Raw genomic sequence first — 22,884 nt, forward strand, 5'->3', positions numbered from 1 at the left:
ATACGGATAAGGTGTTCCACGGACGGCTCCCTTGTTTGAGATCTCAACGAACTCATTCTGGCACATCCGATGCCGTCGGGCGCCGTCCACCCCATCATGCCGTGATGTCGGGCGAAACGCGCAAGCGGTCGAGAATAAGCGTTACGCAGAGCGGTGCGGAGGGAGCCATTTTCAGCACCGTTGCGGAGCGGGGAGATAATGGCATGGATCCTAGGGTCTGCGCCGCGTCGCTTCGCTCCTTGCTTCGCCCTAGGATGACGAAAGCGTGGTGGGGCGCTCCCGATACGCACGCCGCTTCGCGGCGGTTCCGCCCTAGGATGACAAAAGCGCGGTCACCCTCACCCGGCCTCCGCTTCGCTCCAGTCACCCTCTCCCCGTTGGGGAGAGGAGGGCGCTTACCCGGCGAGGCCTGCTAGATGGACTCGTTTCGCGACAAGATCGTTCCGGTGACCTCGATCCTCCTGGGCGTTGTCGTCGTCTGGTACGTCATGGCCGTCATCCTCAACACGCCGTTCCAGCGCGATCTCGACCGCCGCGCCAATCAGACGCCGGGTATTGTGGAATTCATCGGCAAGACGCTGGTACAGCCGAAGCCGACGCTGCCGGCGCCGCATCAGGTGGCGGTGAATTTTTTCGAAAACACCTTTCTGCGCAGCATCACCTCGAACCGCAGCCTTGTCTACAATGCCTGGGTGACGCTGTCGTCGACGCTGCTCGGCTTTGCTTTCGGCACGGCGCTCGGAATCGTCATCGCCGTCGGCATCGTGCATGTGGCGACGCTCGACCGCAGTCTGATGCCGTGGATCATCGCCTCGCAGACCATTCCGATCCTGGCGGTGGCGCCGATGATCATCGTCGTGCTGGCGGCGATCGGCATCACCGGGCTTATCCCGAAGGCGCTGATCTCGACCTATCTGTCGTTCTTTCCGGTGGCGGTCGGCATGGTGAAGGGACTGCGCTCGCCCGAGCTTACCCATCTCGACCTGATGCACACCTATAATGCCAGTGCCTCGCAGACCTTCTGGAAATTGCGTGTGCCGGCTTCGGTGCCGTTCCTGTTCACCTCGATGAAGGTGGCGGTGGCCGCCAGCCTGGTCGGCGCCATCGTCGGCGAGTTGCCGACCGGCGCCGTCGCCGGCATCGGCGCCAAATTGCTCGCCGGCGCCTACTACAGCCAGACCATCGACATCTGGTCGGCTCTGGTTGCCGGGTCGGTGGTCGCGGCGTTGCTGGTGATGGTCGTCGGCATCGCCGGGCGCCTTGTCGACCGCGCCATGGGCGGGAGGCCGGCATGAGCTCCATCCTGAGCCTTTCCTCAATCACGCCTCGATCCTGGCAGGGGTACGCCGCGCTTGTCCTGCTTGCCGGCGCGCTGCTTCTTTGGCCGCTCGTCAGTGCTACGCCCGGTTACGGCATGGCGACTGCGGTTTTGATTTTCATTTTGCTGCTCGTGGCAATCGAGGCCGACAACTTTCCACCGATGATCGGGGTGGTGTTGCTGTTCCTTGGCGCGCATGGCGCAGCGTGGATGCTGCTCGCCGGCATAACCGGCAATGAGGGCAGCGCTCGCGCATCCTTCTATCTGCTGCTCGTCGCGGCGTGGTTTTTGGCCTGGCGCTGCGTAACGGTCTTGTCGTCGTTTCGCCCGACGTCGCGCTGGGCGTCAACCGCCCTGCGCCTGATCATTCCGGCCATCTTCGGCGCCTGGATCCTGATCATCTGGGAGGCGGTGACGCGTGGTGCCGGCATTCCCTTCATCCTGTTGCCGCCGCCAAGCGCCATCGGTGCACGCATCGTCGGCTCGCTGCCGGTGCTGGGGGCCGATGTCAGGCAGACCATCTTCAAGGCTGTTATCTTCGGCTATGTGGTGGGGAGCAGCGCCGGCTTCCTCGTTGCCATCGCCGCCGACCGCGTGCCGTTTCTGCGGCGCGGGCTTTTGCCGATCGGCAATATGGTGTCGGCGCTGCCGATCATCGGCGTCGCGCCGATCATGGTCATGTGGTTCGGCTTCGACTGGCAGTCGAAGGCAGCGGTGGTCATCATCATGACCTTCTTCCCGATGCTGGTGAACACCGTCGCCGGGCTTGCCGCCTCCGGCCATATGGAGCGCGACCTGATGCGCACCTATGCCTCGAGCTACTGGCAGACGCTGTTCAAGCTGCGGCTGCCGGCGGCGGCACCCTTCATCTTCAATGCGTTGAAGATCAATTCGACGCTGGCGCTGATCGGCGCCATCGTCGCCGAGTTCTTCGGCACGCCGGTGGTCGGCATGGGATTCCGCATTTCGACGGAAGTCGGGCGGATGAACATCGACATGGTGTGGGCGGAAATCGCAGTTGCAGCACTTGCGGGTTCGGTCTTTTATGGCGTGGTCGCTCTTTTCGAGAGAGCAGTCACGTTTTGGCATCCCTCTGTCCGTGGTGGATAGGGGCGGTGGGTTTAGGGCGCTAACTTCAGAGGGTAAAAACATGAAAAGACTTGTTGTTTCGATGCTGGCCGGCGCGATGTCGCTTGCCGCGTTCCAGGCGATGGCCGCGGACAAGGTGACGCTGCAGCTGAAATGGGTCACCCAGGCACAGTTCGCCGGCTATTATGTCGCCAAGGCCAAGGGCTTCTATGAAGCCGAGGGCCTCGACGTCGACATCAAGCCCGGCGGCCCGGACATTGCGCCCGAGCAGGTCATCGCCGGCGGCGGCGCCGACGTCATCGTCGACTGGATGGGCGGCGCGCTGGCTGCGCGCGAGAAGGGCGTGCCGCTGGTCAACATCGCCCAGCCGTTCAAGAAGGCCGGCATGGAGCTGGTCTGCCCGAAGGACGGTCCGGTCAAGACGGAAGCCGACTTCAAGGGCCACACGCTCGGCGTCTGGTTCTTCGGCAACGAGTATCCGTTCTATGCCTGGATGAACAAGCTTGGCCTCAAGACCGATGGCGGGCCGGACGGCGTCACCGTGCTCAAGCAGAGCTTTGACGTGCAGCCGCTGATCCAGAAGCAGGCGGATTGCATTTCGGTCATGACCTATAACGAGTACTGGCAGCTCATCGACGCCGGCTACAAGCCGGAAGAGCTGACCGTCTTCAACTATTCCGCCATGGGCAACGATCTGCTCGAAGACGGGCTCTATGCCCTGGAGGACAAGCTCAAGGATCCGGCCTTCGAGGACAAGATGGTGCGTTTCGTGCGCGCTTCGATGAAGGGTTGGAAATACGCCGTCGACCATTCCGACGAAGCGGCCGGCATCGTCATGGACAATGGCGGCCAGGACGAGAACCACCAGAAGCGCATGATGGGCGAAGTCGCCAAGCTGATCGACAATGCCGATGGCAAGCTCGATCCGGCGACCTACGAGCGCACCGCCAAGGCGCTGCTCGACCAGAAGATCATCAGCAAGGAGCCTACCGGCGCCTACACGACGGCGATCACCGACAAGGCCATCAAATAGGACTGTCAAACTGGCTTGTAGCGGAAAAGGGGCGGGCGACCGCCCCTTTTTAGTGGGAGGTAAAATAAACGTTACCGGCGGAAACATCCGCTCGCAAAATCGTTGTGCCGGTGCATCCGCCTCAAGGGTGTCACAACGGAGGTTTCCATGCGCATCCAGTCCTTCACGCCGATGCTTTCGGCGCTGGCCATTTCTGCAGCCATCTTCTCTGCTTCACCGGCCTTGGCCGAAACCATAAGGATGACGGCGGCGCTCGATGGTGCTCAGCAGAACCCGCCCGTCACCACGAAGGGCAAGGGCACCGCCACGCTCAGGTTCAACACCGCCACCAAGAAACTCAGCTGGACCGTGAGATATTCCGGCCTCAGCGGGCCGGCGAAGGCCGCACACATTCACGGCCCGGCGGCAAAGGGTCAAAACGCCGATCCGGTGGTGCCGTTCGAAGGCAAGCTGAAGAGCCCGATCAAGGGTTCGGCGACATTGACCGATGCCCAGGCCACCGATCTTGAGGCTGGCAAATATTACGTCAACATCCACACCGCGGCCCGCGCGGACGGCGAGATCCGCGGCCAGATCGAGAAGGCCAAATAGGCAGATCACGACGACAAAACAGGGCAATCATCCTGTTTTGTCAGGCCTTGTCGCGAATCTGGGTCATAGTGCGGGTCGGCGTGATGGCTTCAGGGTCGAGCCGGATCTCTACGATTGACGGCTTGCCGCTGGCCCGCGCTCGCTCGAAGGCCGCCGCGAAGTCGGCGGTCTTTTCCACCGTCTCGCCATGGCCGCCATAGGCACGGGCCAAAGCAGCAAAGTCGGGATTCTTCAAGTCCGTGGCGACGACACGGCCGGGATATTCGCGCTCCTGATGCATGCGGATGGTGCCGTAGATGCCATTGTTGACGACGATGACGATGATCGGCAGCCCGTATTGCACGGCGGTGGCGAATTCCTGGCCGTTCATCAGGAAACACCCGTCGCCGGCGAAAGCAATCACGTCGCGGTCGGGGAAAAGCTGCTTGGCGGCGACCGCCGCCGGCGTGCCGTAGCCCATCGAGCCGGATGTGGGTGCTGCCTGCGTGCCAAAACGCCGGAAGCGATGGTAACGATGCACCCAGGTGGCGTAGTTGCCGGCGCCGTTGGTGAGGATGGCGTCGTCCGGCAGCACCGTTTCGAGATAATTCATGATCGGCCCCATCTGGACGGCGCCGGGGCCGCTCTCCGGAGGCGTCGACCAGTCGAGATAGGCGGCGTGCAGCTTCGCTGCCTCAGCCGCCCACACCGGCGTTGCGGCCGGCTTGCGTCTGGCAAAGGCTTCGACGAAAGCGGCAGGCGAGGCATTGATCGCCAGCGCCGACCGGTAGACGCGGCCGAGTTCGCCGGCGTCGGCATGGATATGGACCAGCGTCTGGTCGGGGTAGGGACTCTTCAGCAGCGTGTAGTCGGATGACGGCATCTCGCCCATACGGCCGCCGATCAGCAGCACAAGGTCGGCCTGCTTGATGGCGGTTGCTACCTTGGGATTGATGCCGATGCCGACATCGCCGGCATAGTTCGGGTGGAGATGGTCGAACAGCATCTGGCGGCGGAAGGAGCAGCCGACCGGCAGCGACCAGGCTTCGGCTATCGTCCGCATCCGTGCAACGGCCTGCGCGTCCCAGCGCGTACCGCCGAGGACGACGAAGGGCCGCTTTGCCTTGTTGAGCAACACTTCCAGTGCGTCGAGCTCGACTTCGCTAGGCCGCGTCTCGACAGGGGTATAATGCCGGGCGTCCGGTGCCTCCGCGAGGCTGGTCAGCATGTCTTCGGGCAGCGAGATGACGACCGGGCCCGGGCGACCGGACGTCGCCACCGCAAAGGCGCGTGTGACGAATTCGGGTATGCGTGCGGCGTCGTCGATCTCGACCACCCATTTGGCGATATCGCCGAAGAACCTGACGTAGTCGATCTCCTGGAAGGCCTCGCGCGCCTTGGCGTGGCTGGCGACCTGGCCGATGAACAGGATGAGGGGGACCGAATCCTGCATCGCGATGTGGATGCCGGCCGAGGCATTGGTGGCGCCTGGGCCGCGGGTGACAAAGCAGATGCCGGGCCTGCCGGTCAGGCGGCCGTGGCAGTCGGCCATCATTGCGGCACCGCCCTCCTGGCGGCAGACGATTGTGCGGATCGGTGAATCATGCAGCGCGTCGAGCACCGCCAGATAGGATTCGCCGGGTACGCAATAGATACGGTCCGTTCCGTTGGCTTCGAGCGCATCGACGATGAGTTGTCCGCCGGTCTTCATTTTCCTGACCTCTCCAGTTCGGCAAGGATTTCTTCGGTGTGTTCGCCGAGACGCGGTGACGGACGTTCATAGACCAGCGGCGTGCCGGACATGACCATCGGCGCCCGCACCGAGGGCAAGAGATTGCCATGGCCGTCATCGAGGTCGAGCCGCATGCCGCGCGCGATGGTCTGCGGGTCGGCAAACATCTGGCCGATGTTGTTGATCGGGCTGGCCGGCACTCCGGCAGTCTCAAGTCTGGCCAGCAACGGGTCGCGATCGAAGGCTTTCAGCGCCTCGATCATATGCTCGCGCAGCTTTGCCCGGTTGGCGACGCGGGCGGGATTGGTGGCGAAGTCAGGGTTCGACGCCAGCTCATCGAGGCCGACGGCAGCGCAGAACTTTGCGAACTGGCCATCATTGCCGACCGCCAGGATGATGTGGCCATTTTTCACCGGCACCACTTCGTAGGGCGCGATGTTCATATGCGCATTGCCCATCTGCACCGGCGACTGTCCGGAGACGAGATAGTTGAGGTTCTGGTTGCCGAGCGTCGAGATCTGGGTGTCGTAGAGCGCCATGTCGATATGCTGGCCTTCGCCAGTCTTCTCGGCATGGCGAAGCGCCGCCTGGATGGCGATGACCGAATAAAGCCCGGTGAAAACATCCGAAATAGCGACGCCCGCCTTTTGCGGTTCGCGGCCGGCTTCGCCGGTGATCGACATCATGCCGGCCATGCCCTGGATGATGAAATCATAGCCGGCACGCGGCGCATACGGTCCCGACTGGCCAAAACCGGTGATCGAGCAATAGATCAGCCGCGGGTTGATTTTCCTCAGGCTGTCATAGTCGAGGCCGTATTTCTTCAGTCCGCCGACTTTGAAGTTTTCGATCAGCACATCCGATGTCGCGACCAGCCGGCGCACCGTCTCGGCACCCTCGGGCGTCGAGAAGTCGATGGCAATGGAGCGCTTGCCGCGGTTGCAGGAATGGTAATAAGCGGCCGAAAGGTTCTCGCCGTCATGGCCGATGACGAAGGGCGGTCCCCATTTGCGGGTGTCGTCGCCGCCGTCCGGGCTCTCGACCTTGATCACGTCGGCGCCGAGGTCGGCAAGCAGCTGTCCGGCCCATGGCCCGGCGAGGATGCGTGCGAGTTCGATGACGCGGATGCCTTTGAGCGGAGGCTCAGTCATGGATCACCGTGGTTGATCGAAAGCGCAGCCTCTATCAATCCCGCGCGCCGCTGTCACGGCCCTTGCAATGGGCCAGTATCACTGTGCCCTCAGCACGCGGTCGGCCCAGGCGGCAAAATCCTCCATGATGACGTCTCGGTTGATCTCGTTCAGGCTTTCGTGGCGGGTTTTGGCGTAAACCTTTGAAACGAGATTCGAAAAGCCCATCATGTGCATCCGGCCGGCAAGATGGCTGACCGCCTTGCCGCCGTCCGAGGCCGGATCTTGCTCGCCTCCGACCAGATTGACGAACAGGTCGCGCCGCACGCCGGAAAAATTGCGGTCGCTGCCGCAATGCAGCGTCATCATGACGATGTCCTGCCACATCGACACCGATGCGTCCCAGCCGCAAAGCGGGTCGGCGATGTATTTCTCGACTTCAGCGGCATCGCGCGACAGCCAGTCGAACGGCGTCCGGTGATTGGGCACCGCCTTGCCCCAGGCCCGGAACGTCAGCCGGGGCAGCAGGCGCGACGGCACGTCTGAGCCAAGCCGGAACTTTTCCCAACCAAGCATGGCCAGCGCGATTTGGCCGAGCAGTCCGGCCGAGAAATTGCCGTTCCAGATCGCGGCGGCATGGATGCGCGCCGAGTGGCGGAGGACAAAGTTCAGCGCGACCGACGCGCCCAAGGAGTGACCGAAGACGATGATCGGCAGACCCGGCTGTTCCCTGGCGATGAGATCATGGACGGCGGCGACATCGGCGATGACCTTGGCACCGCCATCCGCATCGGCGAACCTGCCAGGTGGCGCGTCGGGCGCCTTGGTGGCGCCATGGCCACGGTGGTCGTGCGCGTAGACCTGGTAGCCGCGCTCGCCAAGGAAATCGGCGAAACGGGCATAGCGCGCCGCGTGCTCGGCCAACCCGTGATTGACCTGGACAATGGCGCGCGGTTGGCCGATGGCGTGTTTCACATAAAGGTTGAGCTCGGCGCCGGTCGGCGATGCCAGCATCCTCTGCTTGTCAAATGGCATGTCTCGCTCCCGTCGGCGACTGTTGGGCGACGCAGCGATCGACGTCAAGGGACGCAGGGTACCCACTCGACGGCGTTGACAGCATGCTGTCAATGTGATTACATGACAGCATACTGTCAAATGGTCAGCGGCAGATTGGGGGTATGACTATGAAAACCACCGGGCCATTTCGCGGCATGCAATCTTGCTGGCGGGCTTCGCCTTCACGACGGCCACCCTGTTGTCAGGGATTGCTGCGTTCAGTCAGGAAACCAGGGAGATGACCATGATGACGTCCACTGTTCCAGGCCCGCAAGGCCAGCTTGCCACTTATAGGATCAACGCCGGCAATGGCCTGCCGATCATGTTCCTGCATGGGGATTGCAGCCGCGCTTCCCACTGGGACCGGGTGATGCAGCTCTCCGTCGAAGGCCGCGAGGCGGTAGCCTTCGATTTTCGCGGTCATGGTGCCTCCGCGCCGGCGCAGGACGGTGACTATGGTTATGACGGTCGTGCAATAGATGTCGGTGCCGTGGCCGACGCGTTTGGCATGAAGCGGTTTCTCATTGTCGCGCACAGCGGCGGCGGTGGCGTGGCGCTCGCTTATGCCGCCAGCCATGCCGACCGGGTCGCCGGTGTCTTGCTCGTCGACCCGGCGACCGATCCTCGTGCGCTGCCGCAGGCGATTCGTGACGGCTTTGTCCGCGATCTGGCCGGTCCGCAAGGCCGTGATGTCCTGAACGCCTATTACACGTCGATTGCCGGCCCTAACGCGGTTGTTCGCCAGCGTGTTCTGGCCGATGCGGCAGTGGTCGATCCGGCGGCGAGGGCAGGTGTCGGCAAGGCACTGGCCGAATGGAACCCGGAGCCGGCACTCGATGCGTATCGCGGGCCTATGTTCGTATTGGCTACCGAGGCCAGTGACACTCCAGCCGCGCTCTACCGGCTGCGCACGGACATTCCGCGCCAGATCGTGGCGGGCAGCGGCCATTGGGTGATGCTTGACAAGCCCGAGGTCGTAGCCGAAGCCGTTAATAATTTCGTCGCGACCATCGAGGCCGGCCAGAAATGACGACCAGGACCGAAGCGGCAAATGTGCTCACCGAACTGGTGCTTGCCGTGTTCAGGATGAACGGCAGTTTTCTGGATGCGGCCGACCGGCTGGCCGCTCCAACCGGGCTGACGGCAGCGCGCTGGCAGGTTTTGGGTGCAGTTTTGAAGGAGCCGAAATCTGTGGCCGACATCGCCCGCGACATGGGTCTCGCCCGTCAGAGTGTACAGCGGCTGGCCGACATACTGGCTGCGGAGGGGCTTGCCGCCTACGCCGACAACCCGGCGCATCGCCGCGCCAAGCTGTTGTCGATAACCGATGCCGGCCGGGCAGCGGTCAAGAATATCGGCACACGCCAGCATGTTTGGGCGAACCGCGTTTCGGAGGGTATGGACGCCGACGTGCTGAAAGCCTCGCTTGATCTGCTGCGCACCCTGACGGAACGGGTGGAGGCGGGCGGATCCTGATCGACCACGCGCGAGCCGTCTCAATGCGCTGGCGATTGTTTTTACGGCCGGCGAAAGAAATCGTAATTCTGACATGTCGCAAGTTTCTAGCTTGCGGCGTGAATCACGAGGAGTGCCGGAATGCGGATTTGGGCGATATGGGGGGCAGTGTTTGTTGCGTTTGCTGGCGCAAGCGCGGCGCGGGCCGATGTGAAGATGACCGGCTCTTTCGTCGCCGATGCCGCCTGTCCGGCAACGCAGGCGATCAAGAGCGGCAAGAATCCCGGCAATGTCTCGACCGCGGCTGGTCAGAATTATGATCTGCTGGCCGGCAACAAGGACGCGCCCACGCACTACCTCATTCGCGTGCCGGGCGCCGATCCGGAGCGCCGCTGGGTCAAGATCAGCTGCGGTCATGTTTCGGGCGGCAGCGCGTCGACGATGCCGGCTGCACCGGCGCCTGCCGAGCCGAACAAGCCATCGGCGTCCGGAAAGCCGGAATATGTCTTCGCGCTGAGCTGGCAGCCGGCTTTTTGTGAGACCAAATCCAGCAAGGCCGAATGCCGTGCGCAGACCGCCGCCGGTTTCGATGCGACCCACTTCACCTTGCATGGATTGTGGCCGCAGCCGAACGGAAATTTCTATTGCCAGGTCGCGGCAAGCGACAAGGCGAACGACGATCCGGCACACTGGCGGGATTTGCCGTCGGTCACCCTTGACCCGAAAACGCGAGCGGAACTCGACCAGGTGATGCCGGGCACCGCGTCCGCCCTCGAAAGGCATGAGTGGATCAAGCACGGCACCTGCTACGGCAAGAGCCAGCAGGAGTATTTCGCCGACGCCTTGAACCTGATGCGCGCGATGAATGCGTCGCCGGTGCGCGATCTCTTCATCAAGAACATCGGCAAGCAACTGACATCCGATCAGATCCGCAGCACCTTCGACAGTGCCTTCGGCAAAGGCGCGGGCGACCGGGTCCGCGTGTCCTGCGTGGTCGATCCTTCGAACGGCAGGCGGCTGATCGGCGAACTGACGCTCGGCCTGACCGGCCCGATCGCTTCGAACGCTTCGCTCGGTGCCCTGCTGCTTGCCTCGGCGCCGACAGCCAAGGCCGGCTGCCCGAAGGGCGCGGTCGATGCCGTCGGGTTCCAGTAAACAGGCCGTACGCAACTGTCGCTTTGCACCGGGGATGGTATGATCCCGGGGTTATCATTCGCAGGGGGTGGCGATGAGTGGTATGACGAGCGGCGCGCTGGCGCGGCTGGCGTTCTGGGCCAAGGGCATGACGGCGATCCGCGACGGCCATATGGAGTGGCCGGGCTTTTCCTACACCGAAGTGGAGTGGGCTCGCATGACCACGCTCGCCAAACCCGTCGGCGGCGGCACTTACCAATTGTTTACGCTGGTCAACGCGGCGATCTTCATCGCCATCGCCGCGCTCGGGATGTTCTGTGTCTTCCTGCCGCTGGCGGCGCTGCTGTTCCCGGTACCGGCCGAAACCAGTGCGCTCAAGTTTTCGCTGCTCCTGGCGGCATGCGCCTTCCTGATCATCGGTATCGGCCTGCCGATTTCGCTGCGTCTTTCGACCACGCTGGTGGCGCCGAAGGCAATGCGGGCCGCGCTTGTCGCCGTGCCCGGCGACCAGGCGCTTGCGGCAAAAGTGTCATGGCAGATCAACCGGATCACGCTCGTGCTCTGCGGCCTGCTGGTGCCGGGCATTCTTCTGTTCATTGCCTACGACATCGAAGCCGGCCCGATTATTACCGCGTTGAAATGGCTGGCGATCGCGCTGATGGCGGTTTCGGTTGCGATCGGCGGATGGCAGCGGCGCAAACAATCCTGATTGAGCCAATCGCAGGCCTGGGCAGCGTTACGCGCCGGCGCTGCGCTCCGGCCTGGTCCATGTGTTGCGGGCGTCTGCTTCGTTGCCGCCCGGTTCGCCGACAACGCGATCGCGTCCCGTGGATTTGGCCTTGTAGAGACGCTGGTCGGCCAGCGCAAAGAGATCGGCAAGGCAACGGGTCGTCTCGCTGACCGTCGAGATGCCGGCGCTGACGGTAATGTCGAACCGGCTGGTGCTCGCGGACGTCTTGACCGCTTGCCTGACGGTTTCACCCAGCAGCCTGGCGAGCGGCTGCGGACGCCAGCCGAGGATGGCGAATTCCTCACCGCCGATCCTGAACAATTGATCTTCGGTCCCGACAAGTTCGCCAAGCAAAATCGCCAGGGCTTTCAGCACCTTGTCTCCCTCGGCGTGGCCGAAGCGGTCGTTGATCGATTTGAAGTGGTCGACATCGATGATCAGCAGGCTGAGCGGCCTGGCGGTCCGCAGGCTGGCGGCGACGGCGGCCTCGCCATCGCTGTCGAAGCGCCCCCTGTGCAGGAGGCCGGTGAGGCCGTCGCGACCGACATGCTCGACCAGCGCCTCATAGCGCTCGCGATAGGTCAGCGTGTCGAAAATGTCGGAAAGCCCGCGCGGCGCCGGCACCTGCCGCGCCTCGAACCACCTGATATAGGCGACCAGCATGGTGCTGTAGACCAGGGCCGCTGCCATCTTGGCGAACCAGCCGCCGAAGAACACCGCGACCGGCGCACCGGTGACGAAATGCAGCGCCGTGAAAAAGCCTGCCTGGTCGAAGGTGAGCACGCAGGCGACGGAGACCAGGATGCGGGTGAAAAGCGCCTTGCGCAGGTATTTGCCGAGCTTTTCATAGAGCAGAATGATCAGGATGGCGTCGACGAACAGCAGCGTCGTGCCCCACACCATCAGCCAGCCCATCTCATCGATGAAGCCGATGTCGGGAAGCTTGCCGTCGGGCAGCGGTGCGATGTCGTGCAGGCGCAGGATCAGCACGAGCCCGACCATCAGGGCATTGCCGAGCAGCAGGCCGTAAATCGGCTGCCGGACAGTTGCCGCGTCCTCCTTGATGTAGAGCAGGAGAAGCATCACCAGCTTGCCGGAAAACAGCACGGCCGAACCCGGCGATACCATGCCGAACGGCAGCGCGACGTAGAAGACGCTGGCGAGATAGGTTTCCAAGAAATGCATGACGCCAAGGGCGCAAACAAAGACGCCGAGGCCGATGCGGCCCCTGAACCGGAAAAGCGTGACCATGATGCCGAAATAGAGAACCGCTTCGGCAAAAAGCAGGAAACTGTTCAACACGGCCCGATCTCTCTCCCCGAAATCGCGGCTGCCAGCGATTTCCCATCCAACATTGTTTGACGCGGAATGATTAACCGGAGCTTTCGCCTGGGCGCCGGCACGAAATGAAGCGGCTAAGCGTTTGCGGCTGCGACCAAATCCGCCTGGAGCGGGTCATCGTTTCACGGAACCGCTGAACCGCTCCATCTTTTTTGTTTTGACGCAATTCCGGACGGAAAACCGTTTCACGGTTTTTCCTGGAATTGCTTTAGGGCCAAAACTGTTTGCCGTTCGCGGCTGCATCGCTTACATAGCCCCCAACTTCCATCCAATCCGACATCAGTCGACTTTTCAGGGAAAGCGCGCGTGGCACGCCAGTTCATCTATCACATGGCCGGCCTCAACAAGGCCTACGGCACCAAGAAGGTGCTCGAGAACATTCATCTGTCCTTCTACCCGGACGCCAAGATCGGCATCCTCGGCCCCAACGGCGCCGGCAAGTCGACGATCCTCAAGATCATGGCCGGCATCGACAAGGAGTGGAGCGGCGAGGCCTGGCTGGCCGAGGGTGCTACCGTCGGTTACCTGGCGCAGGAGCCGGCGCTCGATCCGAACAAGAACGTGTTCGAAAACGTCATGGAAGGCGTCGCCGTCAAGACCGCCATCATCGAGCGCTACAACGAATTGATGATGAACTATTCCGACGAGACGGCGGACGAGTCGGCCAAGCTGCAGGACGAGATGGACCGGCTCAACCTGTGGGATCTCGAACAGCAGGTCGAGATGGCGATGGAGGCACTCGGCTGCCCGCCCAAGGAGGCCGATGTCACCAAGCTGTCGGGCGGCGAACGCCGTCGCGTCGCGCTCTGTCAGTTGCTGCTGCGCCAGCCCGACCTTCTGCTGCTCGACGAGCCGACCAACCATCTCGACGCCGAGACGACGGCGTGGCTGGAAAAGCATCTGCGGGCCTATCCGGGCGCGGTGATGATCATCACCCACGATCGCTACTTCCTCGACAATGTCACCGGCTGGATCCTCGAGCTCGATCGCGGCCGCGGTATCCCCTACGAAGGCAACTACACCAAATATCTCGAAGCCAAGGCCAAGCGGCTCAAGCAGGAAGGCCGCGAGGACGATGCGCGCCAGCGGGCGATCGGCCGCGAGCGCGAGTGGATCCAGTCCAGCCCGAAAGCCCGGCAGACCAAGTCGAAAGCCCGTATCCAGGCCTTCCAGGATCTGCTGGATGCAGCCGACAAGCGGCGTCCGAGCGATACCCAGATTGTCATTCCGCATGGCGAGCGGCTCGGCAATGTGGTGATCGAGGTCGAGGGCCTGTCGAAGGGCTTTGGCGACACGCTTTTGATCGACGATCTCGAATTCAAGCTGCCGCCCGGCGGCATCGTCGGCGTCATCGGCCCGAACGGCGCCGGCAAGACGACGCTGTTCCGCATGATCACCGGCCAGGAAAAGCCCGATGCCGGCACCATCCGCGTCGGCGAGACGGTCAAGCTCGGTTATGTCGACCAGAGCCGCGACGCGCTCGACCCGACCAAGACGGTCTGGGAAGAGATCTCGGGCGGCGCCGAAGTGGTCAAGCTTGGCAAGTTCGAAGCCAACACCCGCGCCTACTGCGCGTCGTTCAACTTTCGTGGCGGCGACCAGCAGCAGAAGGTCGGCAACCTGTCCGGCGGCCAGCGCAACCGCGTGCATCTGGCCAAGATGCTGAAGACCGGCGGCAATGTGCTGCTGCTCGACGAACCGACCAACGATCTCGATACCGAAACGCTGGCGGCACTCGAAGACGCGCTCGAGAGCTTCGCCGGCTGCGCCGTCATCATCTCGCACGATCGCATGTTCCTCGATCGCCTGGCGACGCACATCCTCGCCTTCGAAGGCGACAGCCATGTCGAATGGTTCGAAGGCAATTTCGAGGATTACGAGCAGGACAAGATCCGCCGCCTTGGGCCTGAGGCGGTCAATCCGCACAGGATGACGTATAAGCGGCTGACGCGGTAACAACGGATTGGTTGCAAGCGCCCCAGGCTGCTCGTAGAATTGCCGGAAGGAGATAAACATGCTTAATGTCGAGCTTCCTACCGCGCTGGAAAAACGCCTCGAGATCGTCGCAAGGAAAACTGGCCGGACAAAACATGACGTAGTCGTTGAGGCCATTGTCGAGCAAATTCAGGATCTGGAAGACGGACTAATCGCCCTCGAGCGCCTTAACGATGGTGAAGGTGAATGGCTTTCTCTGGCCGAAGCTAAGGAACGACTGGGATTGGACGCAAGCGACCGCAGTGACGGTTGATCGTGTGGACAATTCGTGTCGAGAAGCGTGCACTGAAGGATATCTCCAGATTGCAAAGGTCCGATCAGCGTCGGATTGTGGACTTCCTGGAAAACAGGCGCGCCTCGCGCGATAATCCACGCGAACTTGGCGAAGCGCTAACAGGACCACTGGCAGGTCTCTGGAAATATCGTGTGGGCTCATTCCGAATTCTGACAAGGATCGATGATAGCGCTGTCGCGATTTGGGTGGTTCAAGTAGGCGACCGTCGCGAGGTCTATCGATGAATACAGTCGCGAAGGTGAGACCCGACTGGTCCGCCGCCCTCTACCTGAAATTCGAGGACGAGCGCACCCGGCCGGCGCGCGATCTCGTTGCGCAGGTGCCGGTGCCGGAACCGCGCCGGGTGGTCGACATTGGCTGCGGGCCGGGCAATTCGACCGAATTGCTGGTCGAGCGCTGGCCGCGGGCGCAGATCAGCGGCTTCGATACCTCGCCCGACATGATCGAGAAGGCCAGGGCGCGCCTGCCCGGTGTCAGCTTTGCCTTGGCGGATGCGGCGGCGTGGCAGCCGACCGAACCGGTCGACGTGATCTTTGCCAATGCGGTGTTTCAATGGCTGCCGGAGCATCCGGCGGTCTTCCAGCGGTTGATGGGATTTTTGGCGCCCGGCGGCGCGCTTGCCGTGCAGATGCCGGACAATATGGCCGAACCTTCGCACCGGCTGATGCGGGAGACCGCGGCCGAGATGCCGTTTGCCGAAAAGCTCGAGCGCGCGGCCCGCGCGCCGCTGCCGCCGGTCGCGTTCTATTACGACCTTTTGTCGCCATTCTCGGATCGGCTCGATATCTGGCACACGATCTACAACCATCCGCTGGCCGATGCCGAGGCGATCGTCGAGTGGGTGAAATCGACGGGGCTGAAGCCGTTCCTCGATCCTCTCGACGAAAACGAGCGGCAGCTTTTCCTGAAGCGCTACGCGGCCGGGATCAGCGAAGCCTATCCGAAAACGACAAGCGGCAAGGTGTTGCTGCGCTTTCCCCGTCTCTTCATCGTGGCGCGGCGTTCCGCTTAGAAACGCTTAGCTACACCCAAAAACAGCTAGCAGCGGATGCTTGACCGGCTTTCGCCGTCATGCGCATCTCGCTGGGGCACGGCCCTTTATGGGCCATGGGGGTGGATGATGACACTGAAAAAGATGGGTTTCGGCGGCAGCATTTGTGCGGCCGCTGTGCTTGCCTTGTCTCTATCGGCGGAGGCCAAGCGAGCGCGCTGCTTCACCAGCGACGACGGCTATTTCTCGTGCAGCTATCGGGCGCTGGACGATGCCGGGAGCTTTCGCATCTCGGCGCCGGGTTATCCGACCTACGTCCTGGAAATCGACGGACCGGGTTTTGCCTATGGCTATGTCAGTCTCGGCCGCCGCAACGTGCCGCTGCCCGGGCAATTCGTGCGCAGCCGCGATGACGGTGCCTGCTGGAACAACCCGCAGACCAATACCAAGCTCTGCGCCTGGTAAAGACCCGTCCCAGGGACTTGATTTAAGCCGGCATAAACTGGCTAGGTGCAAAAGAGGTTGCGCCGAGCTTTTTGCGGCGTCGACATGAAGCCGCAACGCCTGCGCACGGGACGAACTGGAAATGCATCGCGTCATCATCAGCGGCATCGGCGTTGAAATCCCCGAAGCCTTGATCACCAATGAGGAACTCGTCGCCAGCTTCAACAGCTGGGTGGATATGGAAAACGTCCGCCGCGAGGTGTCGGGCGAGCCGCTGGTACAGAAATCGGACAGTGCCTTCATCGTCCATGCCTCGGGCGTCCAGACCCGCCATGTCATCGAACGGGAAGGCATCCTCGACCCGACCCGCATGGCGCCGCGCTTCCCGGCGCGGCCCGACGATGCGCTGTCGCTGGAGGCCGAGTTCGGCATCGCTTCGGCCAGCAAGGCGCTCGATCATGCCGGGCTGAAGCCGGGGGATATCGACCTGGTGATCTGCTCGGCCTCGCACCATCAGCGGCCCTATCCGGCGATCGCCATCGAAATGCAGCAGGCGCTGGGCACGAAAGGCGCCGGCTTCGATATGGGGCTTGGCTGCTCTTCGGCAGCGGCGGCGTTGCACATCGCCGTCAATCTGGTGCGGGCAGGGGCGCATAAACGCGTGCTGGTGACGACGCCGGAGATCATCACCGGCCATCTCAATTTTCGCGACCGGCAGACGCATTTCATCTTCGGCGACGCTTCCGTGTCGATGATCGTCGAAGGGCTTGCCCAGGGCGAGAAGCGGCCGGGGCGCTTCGAGGTGCTCGACACGCGCGCCTGGACGCAGATGTCGAACAGCATCCGCACCAATCTCGGTTACTATAGCCGCGCCACCCAGGACGATCCGTACATGATCGATCTGGAAGGCAATCTGATCAAGCAGATCGGCAACAAGGTGTTCAAGGAAGTCACGGTTGCCGGCCACAAATTCATCGTCGAGTTCCTGGCCGAGCACGGGCTGACGCCGCAAGCGATCCGGCGCTTCTGGCTGCATCAGGCCAATGCGCGGATGAACGCCATGATCCTGAAACTGTCGTTCGGCCATGACGTCGACCACGACCGCGCGCCGATGGTGCTGGAGCGCCTCGGCAACACCGCCGCCGCGGGCGCCATCATCGCCCTGTCGGAGAACCATGCCGACATGAAGGCCGGCGACTACGGCCTGCTCTGCGCCTTTGGCGCCGGCTATTCGATCGGCGGCGCGCTATTGCGCATGCTTTAGATTTTTGTTTTACGCATGTCGTTGTCCCAAAACCGCTGCACACCTCGGTTCAAGCCCGAGGGCATGCTTTTGGGCGACATGCATTAGCTCGGCGCGAACGGCACCAGCATCGGAACGCGCCTGGCATAGTCGTCGTAAGCGCGACCCAGTTCGCCGCGCAGAAAATGCTCCTCCAGCCTTGCCTTCATGACAATGCCGACGGTGATGAGGATGGCGCCGGCAACGCCCCAGACAGTGCCTTTCGCCGCCATGGTGGCGAGGATCGCCAGAAGCAGGCCGGTATAGATCGGGTGGCGGACCAGCCGGTAAGGGCCGGTGTCGACGACGCGATGCGCGGCCTTGGCGGTGACCGTGGCCGACCACAGGCGGCCAAGATGCAGCCGCGCCCACCAGGCAAATGCCAGACCGGCGGCAATCAGCGCCACGCAGATCCACGCTTCGGCAAGGTTCGGCGTCCAAAGCCTCAGCGGGCCGGCATAACCGTGCGCCGGGATGAAGAGCAGGATCGTGCCGAGCACCATGACGGCGCGGGATGGAAGCTCCACCCCGAAGCCGGCGCGTTTTTCGGCCCGGTCGGCCCAGAAGGCTGCCGCGGCCCATGAAACCACCCAGAGCAGCCAGAGCTGTGCGATTGCCGATGCGGGATGCATGATGAACCTCCGCGGGCTTGACCTGACCGATATTATCAACCGATGCAGCGCGGCAGCAATGCGGCACGCTTTTGCATGAGGCTGGTTCAACCATGACGCTGGTGGTGCCGACCCGTATCAGCCGTCTTGATTGGAGCATCAACGCTTTCGACTGGACCCTATGAATCGACTTCGGCTAACTGCATCCGGCAGCTAGGAATGAAACCAATGCCGGATATGTTTCCCGAAGCCGAAACTCCGGTCGAGATCGTGCCGTCGCGAAAACTCGCCGCCAGGGTGGCGGCGCTCTATCTCGCATCATTCGATCGTTTTGAGACACGAGCGGTGGATACGCTGCAACTCGGTTTCGACGGCATCGACGGCGATTTCCATGCCGGCACGACGCGGCGCTCCGGCGGGCGGGAACCCTGGTATCCGCGCGGCACCGAGATGCGCAACGAGCGGCAATTGTCGATCGTGGCAGCGGACGAACTGGCAATCGTCGCCGAACGGATGGGCATCGCCGAGATCAAGCCGGAATGGATCGGCGCCAATCTCCTGATCGAAGGCCTGCCGCACCTCTCGATGCTGCCGTCCGGCACGCAGCTGTTCTTCAAAGGCGGCGCGACCGTCAAGATCGACGCGCAGAACGGGCCTTGCCGCATCGCGGGCAGGTCGGTCGCCGAGAATGCCGGGATGGCCGATCATGAGGCCGGCGCGCTGCTGTTCCCGAAAGCGGCGAAGCGCTTGCGTGGGCTCGTCGCCTGGGTCGAGAAGCCCGGCGCGATCACGGCCGGCGAGGAGATTTCGGTGCGCGTGCCGGAACAGTGGATTTACCGGGTCTAGTTGCTTTCCAGGCAAGGCGTAGACTTGGGTTCCTCGCCCCCACTTTCGTGGGGCGAGGAACCCAAGCTGGAATGAAGCCGCGATGCCAACCTGAAGCGATTTCCCTAAAACACGGCAAGTTTGTTCTTGCTTTGTGCCGGCAGCTATGCTACTAATTTGGGTGTGGTGCCAATTGGCTCCAACGACCCGCCCGCGAGGCGGGTTTTTTATTTCAAGCTTTGAAAGTTCCGATGTTGCCGACCTGAGGTCGGCGGGATAGCGCCCTGGACAGCACCCCCCTCTGGCCTGCCGGCCATCTCCCCCTCAAGGGGGGAGATTGGGTATCTTGTCTGCTTCCGCCAATCACCAACGTTGCAGGATTGGCGGCTAGGGCGAAGCTGCTGATCTCCCCCCTTGAGGGGGAGATGGCCGGCAGGCCAGAGGGGGGCGCCGTAGAACTCGACGCGCGTGCCTGCTATTCTCTACGCCTCATCCTCATCGTCGAGCAGCCGGGTGGCGCGCCAGCGGGTCAGCACGATGTTGGTCTGCTCGATGACGAAGAAGCGCGCGGAATCGCGGTCATAGCCTTCGGAGAGCAGCTTTTCGTAGTCGGTGTGGGCGTGGCGAATATGCGCAATCGTCGCCAGCCATACGGCAATGCTCGGCGGCAAGGTCTTCATGTGCACGGCGCCGGCATCGGCACGGATCTTTTCCATGTCGGCATAAGGCGCCAGCGGCAGGAGCGCTGTCAGCGCCTTGGCGATGGCGCGGCGGCGGCCGGTCGGCGCGCTCATCACTCCACCGGCCCTGACTCGTCCCGCCCGGCGATGGTCGCCTCGGCGAAGGCATCGGTCGAGGCGAAATAAGGCTTGATGTCGATGACCGGCGTGCCGTCGAGCACGTCGATGGCATCGAGATCGACGCGGCCGGTGTCGATGTCGACGGCAACCAGCTTGGCGACGTGCAGCCCAATTGGGTTCGGCCGGGCAGGGGAGCGCAGCGAAAAGACGCCTTTCGGCTCCGTGGCATGGCGGGGTTTCTGGACAATCAGTTGCCGCGGCGCATGGTGCAGCCAGGACAGGATGATCACGTGGCTGGCGCGTTCCAGCCCAAGCAGGCCATCCCGATAAAGCGGGTCGATGACCAAGTGCGCCGGCTGTCCCATCTCCCGCGCTGCCTTCATGTTCTTGGGGCAGGTCTCCCGCGTGACCCAAGGCGAAGCGATGCGGCCGATGAAGACGACATGGCCATCCGGCGGCATCGTTGCCGGGTCGGTTTCCAGGAGCTTTTCGCCGCTGCGCGTCTCGAACATGGTTCTCGCCCCGATCATGCGTCCGTTTTTGCGCGATCCGCCACGCATGCGTCATTTTCTTGTCCGGAAGCGACATAGCGCTTGCAAGCCTACCCAAACCGACATAAACATATGTTTATATCTTTTCAAAGAGAATGCTCGCATGCATGTCGCTCTCGACACGATGGTAGATACATTGAAGGCGGCGGCGGAATCCAGCCGGCTGCGCATATTGGCGCTGCTGTCGCGCGGCGATCTGACCGTTTCAGATCTCACCGAAATCCTCGGCCAGTCGCAGCCGCGCGTCTCGCGCCATTTGAAATTGCTGCTGGAGGCAGGGCTGATCGGCCGCTACCAGGAGGGCTCGTGGGCGTTCTTCCGGCTTTCGGATTCCGACACGTCGCGCGATTTTGTGCTCAGGCTGGTCTCCGGCATCCGCGGCGCCGATCCGCAGGTCGAGCGTGATCTCGAACGGCTGGCCGCAGTCAAGCGCAAGCGGCAGGACCGGGCTGCCGAATATTTCTCGGTAAACGCCGCAAGCTGGGACCATATCCGCTCGCTGCATGTGCCGGATCGCGCGGTCGAAGCAGCCCTCATCAAGCTCGTCGGCAAGCGGCCGTTCCAGTCGATGCTCGATCTCGGCACCGGCACCGGACGGCTGCTCGAGATCTTTTCGCCGCTCTATCGGCGCGGTATCGGCATCGACATGTCGCGCGAAATGCTGACGGTGGCGCGCGCCAATCTCGACAAGGCCGGCGTTTCGAATGCGCAGGTGCGCCAGGGCGACATTTTCGCGCCGCCGGTCGAACGCGACGCCTTCGATCTCGTTACCATCCATCAGGTGCTGCACTATCTCGACGATCCCGCCCGCGCCATCCGCGAGGCAGCGCGTCTGCTGCGCCCGGCCGGCCGGCTGGTGATCGTCGATTTCGCGCCGCACGCGCTGGAGTTCTTGCGCGAGGAGCACGCGCATATGCGTCTCGGCTTTTCCGACCGGCAGATTGGCGACTGGTTTTCCGAGGCCGGCCTCGACCTTGAGGACAGCCAGGAATTCGAGCCGCGCGGCGGCAACGAGGCCAAGCTCACCGTCAAACTCTGGCTCGGCCGCGATCGGCGCATGCTGATTGCCGAGCCTTCCAACGACAGACAACCGGCCAATGCGTATCCGATAGGGGAAACCGCCTGATGAACCAGTTCCGCTTCTCCCGCCGCCCCGACATCGGCGACAAGGTCAGGGTTTCGTTCGAGTTCTTTCCGCCGAAAAACGATGAGATGGAAGCAAGGCTGTGGGACACGGTCACCCGGCTTGAGCCGCTTAAGCCGAAATTCGTCTCGGTCACCTATGGCGCCGGTGGTTCGACCCGCGAGCGGACGGCCCGCACCGTCAAGCGCATCCTCAATGAAACGACGCTGACGCCGGCGGCGCACATGACTTGCGTCGATGCGGCGCGTCACGAGGTCGATGCGGTGATCCGGGAGTTCGCCGATATGGGCGTCAAGCGTTTCGTCGCCCTGCGCGGCGATCCGGCCGAGGGCGTCGGCGCGGCCTACCGGCCGCATCCGGAGGGCTATGCCAATGGCGCCGAACTGGTTGATGCGCTGAAGGGCGCCGGCGATTTCGACATATCGGTCTCGGCCTATCCGGAAAAACATCCGGAGAGTCCGGATTTCGCCACCGATTTCGACATGCTGAAGCGCAAGGCCGACAACGGAGCGACGCGGGCGATCACCCAGTTCTTCTTCGACAACGATCTCTATGAGCGCTATGTCGAGCGGGCACGGCGGGCCGGCATCTACATACCGATCGTGCCGGGCATATTGCCGGTGCACAATTTCACCCAGGTCGCCAACTTCTCGGCGCGGTGCGGCGCCTTGGTGCCGGCATGGCTGGCCGAGCGTTTCGATGGGCTGCAGAACGATCCGCAAACGCATGCGCTGGTGGCATCTGCCGTGGCCGCCGAGCAGGTGCTGGACCTTGTCGAGCGCGGCGTCGGCGATTTCCACTTCTACACGATGAACCGAGCCGATCTGGTCTTCGCCATCTGCCACATGATCGGCATCAGGTCGCACGAAGTCGAGGCGGCGGGATCAGCCGCGGCGTAAGGCGGCAAGCTCCTTTTTGAAATGTCAAAGATCGGGGGAATGCAAAAGGCCGGGCAAAATGCCCGGCCTTTTCAAATGGTTTGGAGTATTCGGTGCTGGTCTTCCCCCGCTCAGCGGCCTTATGGAAGGACGCCCATAATGAGGGCGCCGATGAATGCAAACGCAGCACAAATCATCAATGCGTTGATCGGCCTCGTCAGTCCCATGTCATAGCCTCCTCTTAAAGAGCTATGGCGAGAGTCTAGGGTCATTTGTGCCACAGGCAAGCAGAAACTTTGCTGCAATGCGACGAGATTGTGGAATTTGCGACCTGCCGTTTGCCGTTAGGCATTGAAACTCTTTGTCAAAAGCCGGCTCGGGACCTGTGAATAATTTGTGGCAAAGCCGTGGCAGCAGCGAGAATGGCAGCGCTACCGCGGTGGAAAATCGGAATCGATTTTTCGGACCGACTGAAGATTC

At 62.6% G+C, this 22,884-nt stretch carries 24 protein-coding genes; 17 read left to right on the top strand and 7 right to left on the bottom strand.

Going from position 1 to position 22,884, the window contains the following annotated elements:
* Positions 1 to 416: 416 nt before the first annotated feature.
* From NKH30_RS14825 to NKH30_RS14840, 4 genes are all read left to right on the top strand, one after another.
* Positions 417 to 1,295, top strand: a complete 879-nt coding sequence (locus tag NKH30_RS14825) for an ABC transporter permease (RefSeq protein WP_352919603.1) — start codon at positions 417 to 419, stop codon at positions 1,293 to 1,295.
* Complete coding sequence (locus NKH30_RS14830; protein WP_352501093.1) at positions 1,292 to 2,428, top strand: ABC transporter permease; 1,137 nt, start codon at positions 1,292 to 1,294, stop codon at positions 2,426 to 2,428. The genes NKH30_RS14825 and NKH30_RS14830 overlap by 4 nt, the downstream gene beginning before the upstream one ends.
* 40 nt (positions 2,429 to 2,468) lie before the next feature.
* Positions 2,469 to 3,440 (top strand): ABC transporter substrate-binding protein, encoded by a 972-nt coding sequence (locus NKH30_RS14835; protein WP_352471510.1) that lies wholly within the window; start codon positions 2,469 to 2,471, stop codon positions 3,438 to 3,440.
* Positions 3,441 to 3,587: 147 nt separating this feature from the next.
* A complete protein-coding gene (locus NKH30_RS14840) occupies positions 3,588 to 4,031 on the top strand; it encodes a CHRD domain-containing protein (protein ID WP_352995966.1) in 444 nt (147 codons plus the stop codon).
* 40 nt (positions 4,032 to 4,071) lie between these two features.
* Here the strand turns inward: NKH30_RS14840 and NKH30_RS14845 are convergent, their stop codons facing one another.
* The 3 genes from NKH30_RS14845 to NKH30_RS14855 all read right to left on the bottom strand — a co-directional run bounded on the left by NKH30_RS14845 (position 4,072) and on the right by NKH30_RS14855 (position 7,907).
* Positions 4,072 to 5,721 carry a thiamine pyrophosphate-binding protein gene (locus NKH30_RS14845; protein ID WP_352995968.1) on the bottom strand — a complete coding sequence of 550 codons (1,650 nt, stop codon included), beginning with the start codon at positions 5,719 to 5,721 and terminating at the stop codon, positions 4,072 to 4,074.
* Entirely contained in the window at positions 5,718 to 6,893 is a 1,176-nt protein-coding gene (locus NKH30_RS14850; RefSeq protein WP_352471514.1) for a CaiB/BaiF CoA transferase family protein, read from the bottom strand. Before NKH30_RS14850 ends, NKH30_RS14845 begins: the two co-directional genes overlap by 4 nt.
* Positions 6,894 to 6,971: 78 nt before the next feature.
* Complete coding sequence (locus NKH30_RS14855) at positions 6,972 to 7,907, bottom strand: alpha/beta fold hydrolase (RefSeq protein ID WP_352501088.1); 936 nt, start codon at positions 7,905 to 7,907, stop codon at positions 6,972 to 6,974.
* A gap of 265 nt (positions 7,908 to 8,172) precedes the next feature.
* Between NKH30_RS14855 and NKH30_RS14860 the strand changes: the two genes are divergently transcribed.
* The 4 genes from NKH30_RS14860 to NKH30_RS14875 all read left to right on the top strand — a co-directional run bounded on the left by NKH30_RS14860 (position 8,173) and on the right by NKH30_RS14875 (position 11,226).
* Entirely contained in the window at positions 8,173 to 8,958 is a 786-nt protein-coding gene (locus tag NKH30_RS14860; protein WP_352995970.1) for an alpha/beta fold hydrolase, read from the top strand.
* Positions 8,955 to 9,404: a MarR family winged helix-turn-helix transcriptional regulator gene (locus NKH30_RS14865; protein WP_352681842.1), complete on the top strand. Its 450-nt coding sequence runs from the start codon at positions 8,955 to 8,957 to the stop codon at positions 9,402 to 9,404. The genes NKH30_RS14860 and NKH30_RS14865 overlap by 4 nt, the downstream gene beginning before the upstream one ends.
* Positions 9,405 to 9,524: 120 nt before the next feature.
* The gene (locus tag NKH30_RS14870) at positions 9,525 to 10,538 is read left to right on the top strand and encodes a ribonuclease T2 family protein (protein WP_352995972.1); all 1,014 of its coding nucleotides are present in this window, start codon (positions 9,525 to 9,527) and stop codon (positions 10,536 to 10,538) included.
* A 73-nt stretch (positions 10,539 to 10,611) separates the two neighbouring features.
* Entirely contained in the window at positions 10,612 to 11,226 is a 615-nt protein-coding gene (locus NKH30_RS14875; RefSeq protein ID WP_352820350.1) for a hypothetical protein, read from the top strand.
* 27 nt (positions 11,227 to 11,253) lie between these two features.
* On the opposite strand, the gene NKH30_RS14880 is transcribed toward NKH30_RS14875, so the two are convergent.
* Positions 11,254 to 12,549: a GGDEF domain-containing protein gene (locus NKH30_RS14880; protein WP_352747548.1), complete on the bottom strand. Its 1,296-nt coding sequence runs from the start codon at positions 12,547 to 12,549 to the stop codon at positions 11,254 to 11,256.
* A gap of 345 nt (positions 12,550 to 12,894) precedes the next feature.
* Between NKH30_RS14880 and ettA the strand changes: the two genes are divergently transcribed.
* The 6 genes from ettA (at position 12,895) to NKH30_RS14910 (ending at position 17,577) form a co-directional block, all read left to right on the top strand.
* Positions 12,895 to 14,544 carry an energy-dependent translational throttle protein EttA gene (ettA, locus tag NKH30_RS14885; protein WP_352995974.1) on the top strand — a complete coding sequence of 550 codons (1,650 nt, stop codon included), beginning with the start codon at positions 12,895 to 12,897 and terminating at the stop codon, positions 14,542 to 14,544.
* 58 nt (positions 14,545 to 14,602) lie between these two features.
* Positions 14,603 to 14,836, top strand: coding sequence for a type II toxin-antitoxin system RelB family antitoxin (relB, locus tag NKH30_RS14890; RefSeq protein WP_352471524.1), 234 nt, complete (start codon positions 14,603 to 14,605; stop codon positions 14,834 to 14,836).
* Positions 14,837 to 14,838: 2 nt separating this feature from the next.
* Complete coding sequence (locus tag NKH30_RS14895; protein WP_352471644.1) at positions 14,839 to 15,102, top strand: type II toxin-antitoxin system RelE family toxin; 264 nt, start codon at positions 14,839 to 14,841, stop codon at positions 15,100 to 15,102.
* Positions 15,099 to 15,890 carry a trans-aconitate 2-methyltransferase gene (tam, locus tag NKH30_RS14900; RefSeq protein WP_352978118.1) on the top strand — a complete coding sequence of 264 codons (792 nt, stop codon included), beginning with the start codon at positions 15,099 to 15,101 and terminating at the stop codon, positions 15,888 to 15,890. Before NKH30_RS14895 ends, tam begins: the two co-directional genes overlap by 4 nt.
* Before the next feature lie 108 nt (positions 15,891 to 15,998).
* Positions 15,999 to 16,334: a hypothetical protein gene (locus NKH30_RS14905; protein ID WP_352995976.1), complete on the top strand. Its 336-nt coding sequence runs from the start codon at positions 15,999 to 16,001 to the stop codon at positions 16,332 to 16,334.
* 121 nt (positions 16,335 to 16,455) lie between these two features.
* On the top strand, positions 16,456 to 17,577 hold the full coding sequence (locus tag NKH30_RS14910) for a beta-ketoacyl-ACP synthase III (protein ID WP_352995978.1): 1,122 nt from the start codon (positions 16,456 to 16,458) through the stop codon (positions 17,575 to 17,577).
* An 83-nt stretch (positions 17,578 to 17,660) separates the two neighbouring features.
* Here the strand turns inward: NKH30_RS14910 and NKH30_RS14915 are convergent, their stop codons facing one another.
* On the bottom strand, positions 17,661 to 18,227 hold the full coding sequence (locus NKH30_RS14915) for a methyltransferase family protein (protein ID WP_352995980.1): 567 nt from the start codon (positions 18,225 to 18,227) through the stop codon (positions 17,661 to 17,663).
* A gap of 207 nt (positions 18,228 to 18,434) precedes the next feature.
* Here NKH30_RS14915 and NKH30_RS14920 point away from each other — a divergent pair, with 207 nt between their 5' ends.
* Positions 18,435 to 19,052, top strand: coding sequence for an MOSC domain-containing protein (locus NKH30_RS14920; protein ID WP_352995982.1), 618 nt, complete (start codon positions 18,435 to 18,437; stop codon positions 19,050 to 19,052).
* 461 nt (positions 19,053 to 19,513) lie between these two features.
* On the opposite strand, the gene NKH30_RS14925 is transcribed toward NKH30_RS14920, so the two are convergent.
* Both NKH30_RS14925 and tsaA read right to left on the bottom strand, forming a co-directional pair.
* Entirely contained in the window at positions 19,514 to 19,825 is a 312-nt protein-coding gene (locus NKH30_RS14925) for a DUF2293 domain-containing protein (protein ID WP_352995984.1), read from the bottom strand.
* Positions 19,825 to 20,343: a tRNA (N6-threonylcarbamoyladenosine(37)-N6)-methyltransferase TrmO gene (tsaA, locus tag NKH30_RS14930; RefSeq protein WP_352995986.1), complete on the bottom strand. Its 519-nt coding sequence runs from the start codon at positions 20,341 to 20,343 to the stop codon at positions 19,825 to 19,827. The genes NKH30_RS14925 and tsaA overlap by 1 nt, the downstream gene beginning before the upstream one ends.
* Positions 20,344 to 20,485: 142 nt before the next feature.
* Here tsaA and NKH30_RS14935 point away from each other — a divergent pair, with 142 nt between their 5' ends.
* On the top strand, positions 20,486 to 21,508 hold the full coding sequence (locus NKH30_RS14935; protein ID WP_352995988.1) for an ArsR/SmtB family transcription factor: 1,023 nt from the start codon (positions 20,486 to 20,488) through the stop codon (positions 21,506 to 21,508).
* Positions 21,508 to 22,425: a methylenetetrahydrofolate reductase [NAD(P)H] gene (gene metF, locus NKH30_RS14940; protein WP_023676795.1), complete on the top strand. Its 918-nt coding sequence runs from the start codon at positions 21,508 to 21,510 to the stop codon at positions 22,423 to 22,425. Before NKH30_RS14935 ends, metF begins: the two co-directional genes overlap by 1 nt.
* Positions 22,426 to 22,884: the final 459 nt, after the last annotated feature.

This window comes from Mesorhizobium sp. M1273, from assembly GCF_040318195.1.
GTDB lineage: Bacteria > Pseudomonadota > Alphaproteobacteria > Rhizobiales > Rhizobiaceae > Mesorhizobium.

Coding starts and splice junctions, on each gene's coding strand:
- NKH30_RS14825 (WP_352919603.1), top strand. CDS start 417: ATGGACTCGTTTCGCGACAAGATCGTTCCGGTGACCTCGATCCTCCTG.
- NKH30_RS14830 (WP_352501093.1), top strand. CDS start 1,292: ATGAGCTCCATCCTGAGCCTTTCCTCAATCACGCCTCGATCCTGGCAG.
- NKH30_RS14835 (WP_352471510.1), top strand. CDS start 2,469: ATGAAAAGACTTGTTGTTTCGATGCTGGCCGGCGCGATGTCGCTTGCC.
- NKH30_RS14840 (WP_352995966.1), top strand. CDS start 3,588: ATGCGCATCCAGTCCTTCACGCCGATGCTTTCGGCGCTGGCCATTTCT.
- NKH30_RS14845 (WP_352995968.1), bottom strand. CDS start 5,721: ATGAAGACCGGCGGACAACTCATCGTCGATGCGCTCGAAGCCAACGGA.
- NKH30_RS14850 (WP_352471514.1), bottom strand. CDS start 6,893: ATGACTGAGCCTCCGCTCAAAGGCATCCGCGTCATCGAACTCGCACGC.
- NKH30_RS14855 (WP_352501088.1), bottom strand. CDS start 7,907: ATGCCATTTGACAAGCAGAGGATGCTGGCATCGCCGACCGGCGCCGAG.
- NKH30_RS14860 (WP_352995970.1), top strand. CDS start 8,173: ATGATGACGTCCACTGTTCCAGGCCCGCAAGGCCAGCTTGCCACTTAT.
- NKH30_RS14865 (WP_352681842.1), top strand. CDS start 8,955: ATGACGACCAGGACCGAAGCGGCAAATGTGCTCACCGAACTGGTGCTT.
- NKH30_RS14870 (WP_352995972.1), top strand. CDS start 9,525: ATGCGGATTTGGGCGATATGGGGGGCAGTGTTTGTTGCGTTTGCTGGC.
- NKH30_RS14875 (WP_352820350.1), top strand. CDS start 10,612: ATGAGTGGTATGACGAGCGGCGCGCTGGCGCGGCTGGCGTTCTGGGCC.
- relB (WP_352471524.1), top strand. CDS start 14,603: ATGCTTAATGTCGAGCTTCCTACCGCGCTGGAAAAACGCCTCGAGATC.
- tam (WP_352978118.1), top strand. CDS start 15,099: ATGAATACAGTCGCGAAGGTGAGACCCGACTGGTCCGCCGCCCTCTAC.
- NKH30_RS14905 (WP_352995976.1), top strand. CDS start 15,999: ATGACACTGAAAAAGATGGGTTTCGGCGGCAGCATTTGTGCGGCCGCT.
- NKH30_RS14910 (WP_352995978.1), top strand. CDS start 16,456: ATGCATCGCGTCATCATCAGCGGCATCGGCGTTGAAATCCCCGAAGCC.
- NKH30_RS14915 (WP_352995980.1), bottom strand. CDS start 18,227: ATGCATCCCGCATCGGCAATCGCACAGCTCTGGCTGCTCTGGGTGGTT.
- NKH30_RS14920 (WP_352995982.1), top strand. CDS start 18,435: ATGCCGGATATGTTTCCCGAAGCCGAAACTCCGGTCGAGATCGTGCCG.
- NKH30_RS14925 (WP_352995984.1), bottom strand. CDS start 19,825: ATGAGCGCGCCGACCGGCCGCCGCCGCGCCATCGCCAAGGCGCTGACA.
- tsaA (WP_352995986.1), bottom strand. CDS start 20,343: ATGTTCGAGACGCGCAGCGGCGAAAAGCTCCTGGAAACCGACCCGGCA.
- NKH30_RS14935 (WP_352995988.1), top strand. CDS start 20,486: ATGCATGTCGCTCTCGACACGATGGTAGATACATTGAAGGCGGCGGCG.
- metF (WP_023676795.1), top strand. CDS start 21,508: ATGAACCAGTTCCGCTTCTCCCGCCGCCCCGACATCGGCGACAAGGTC.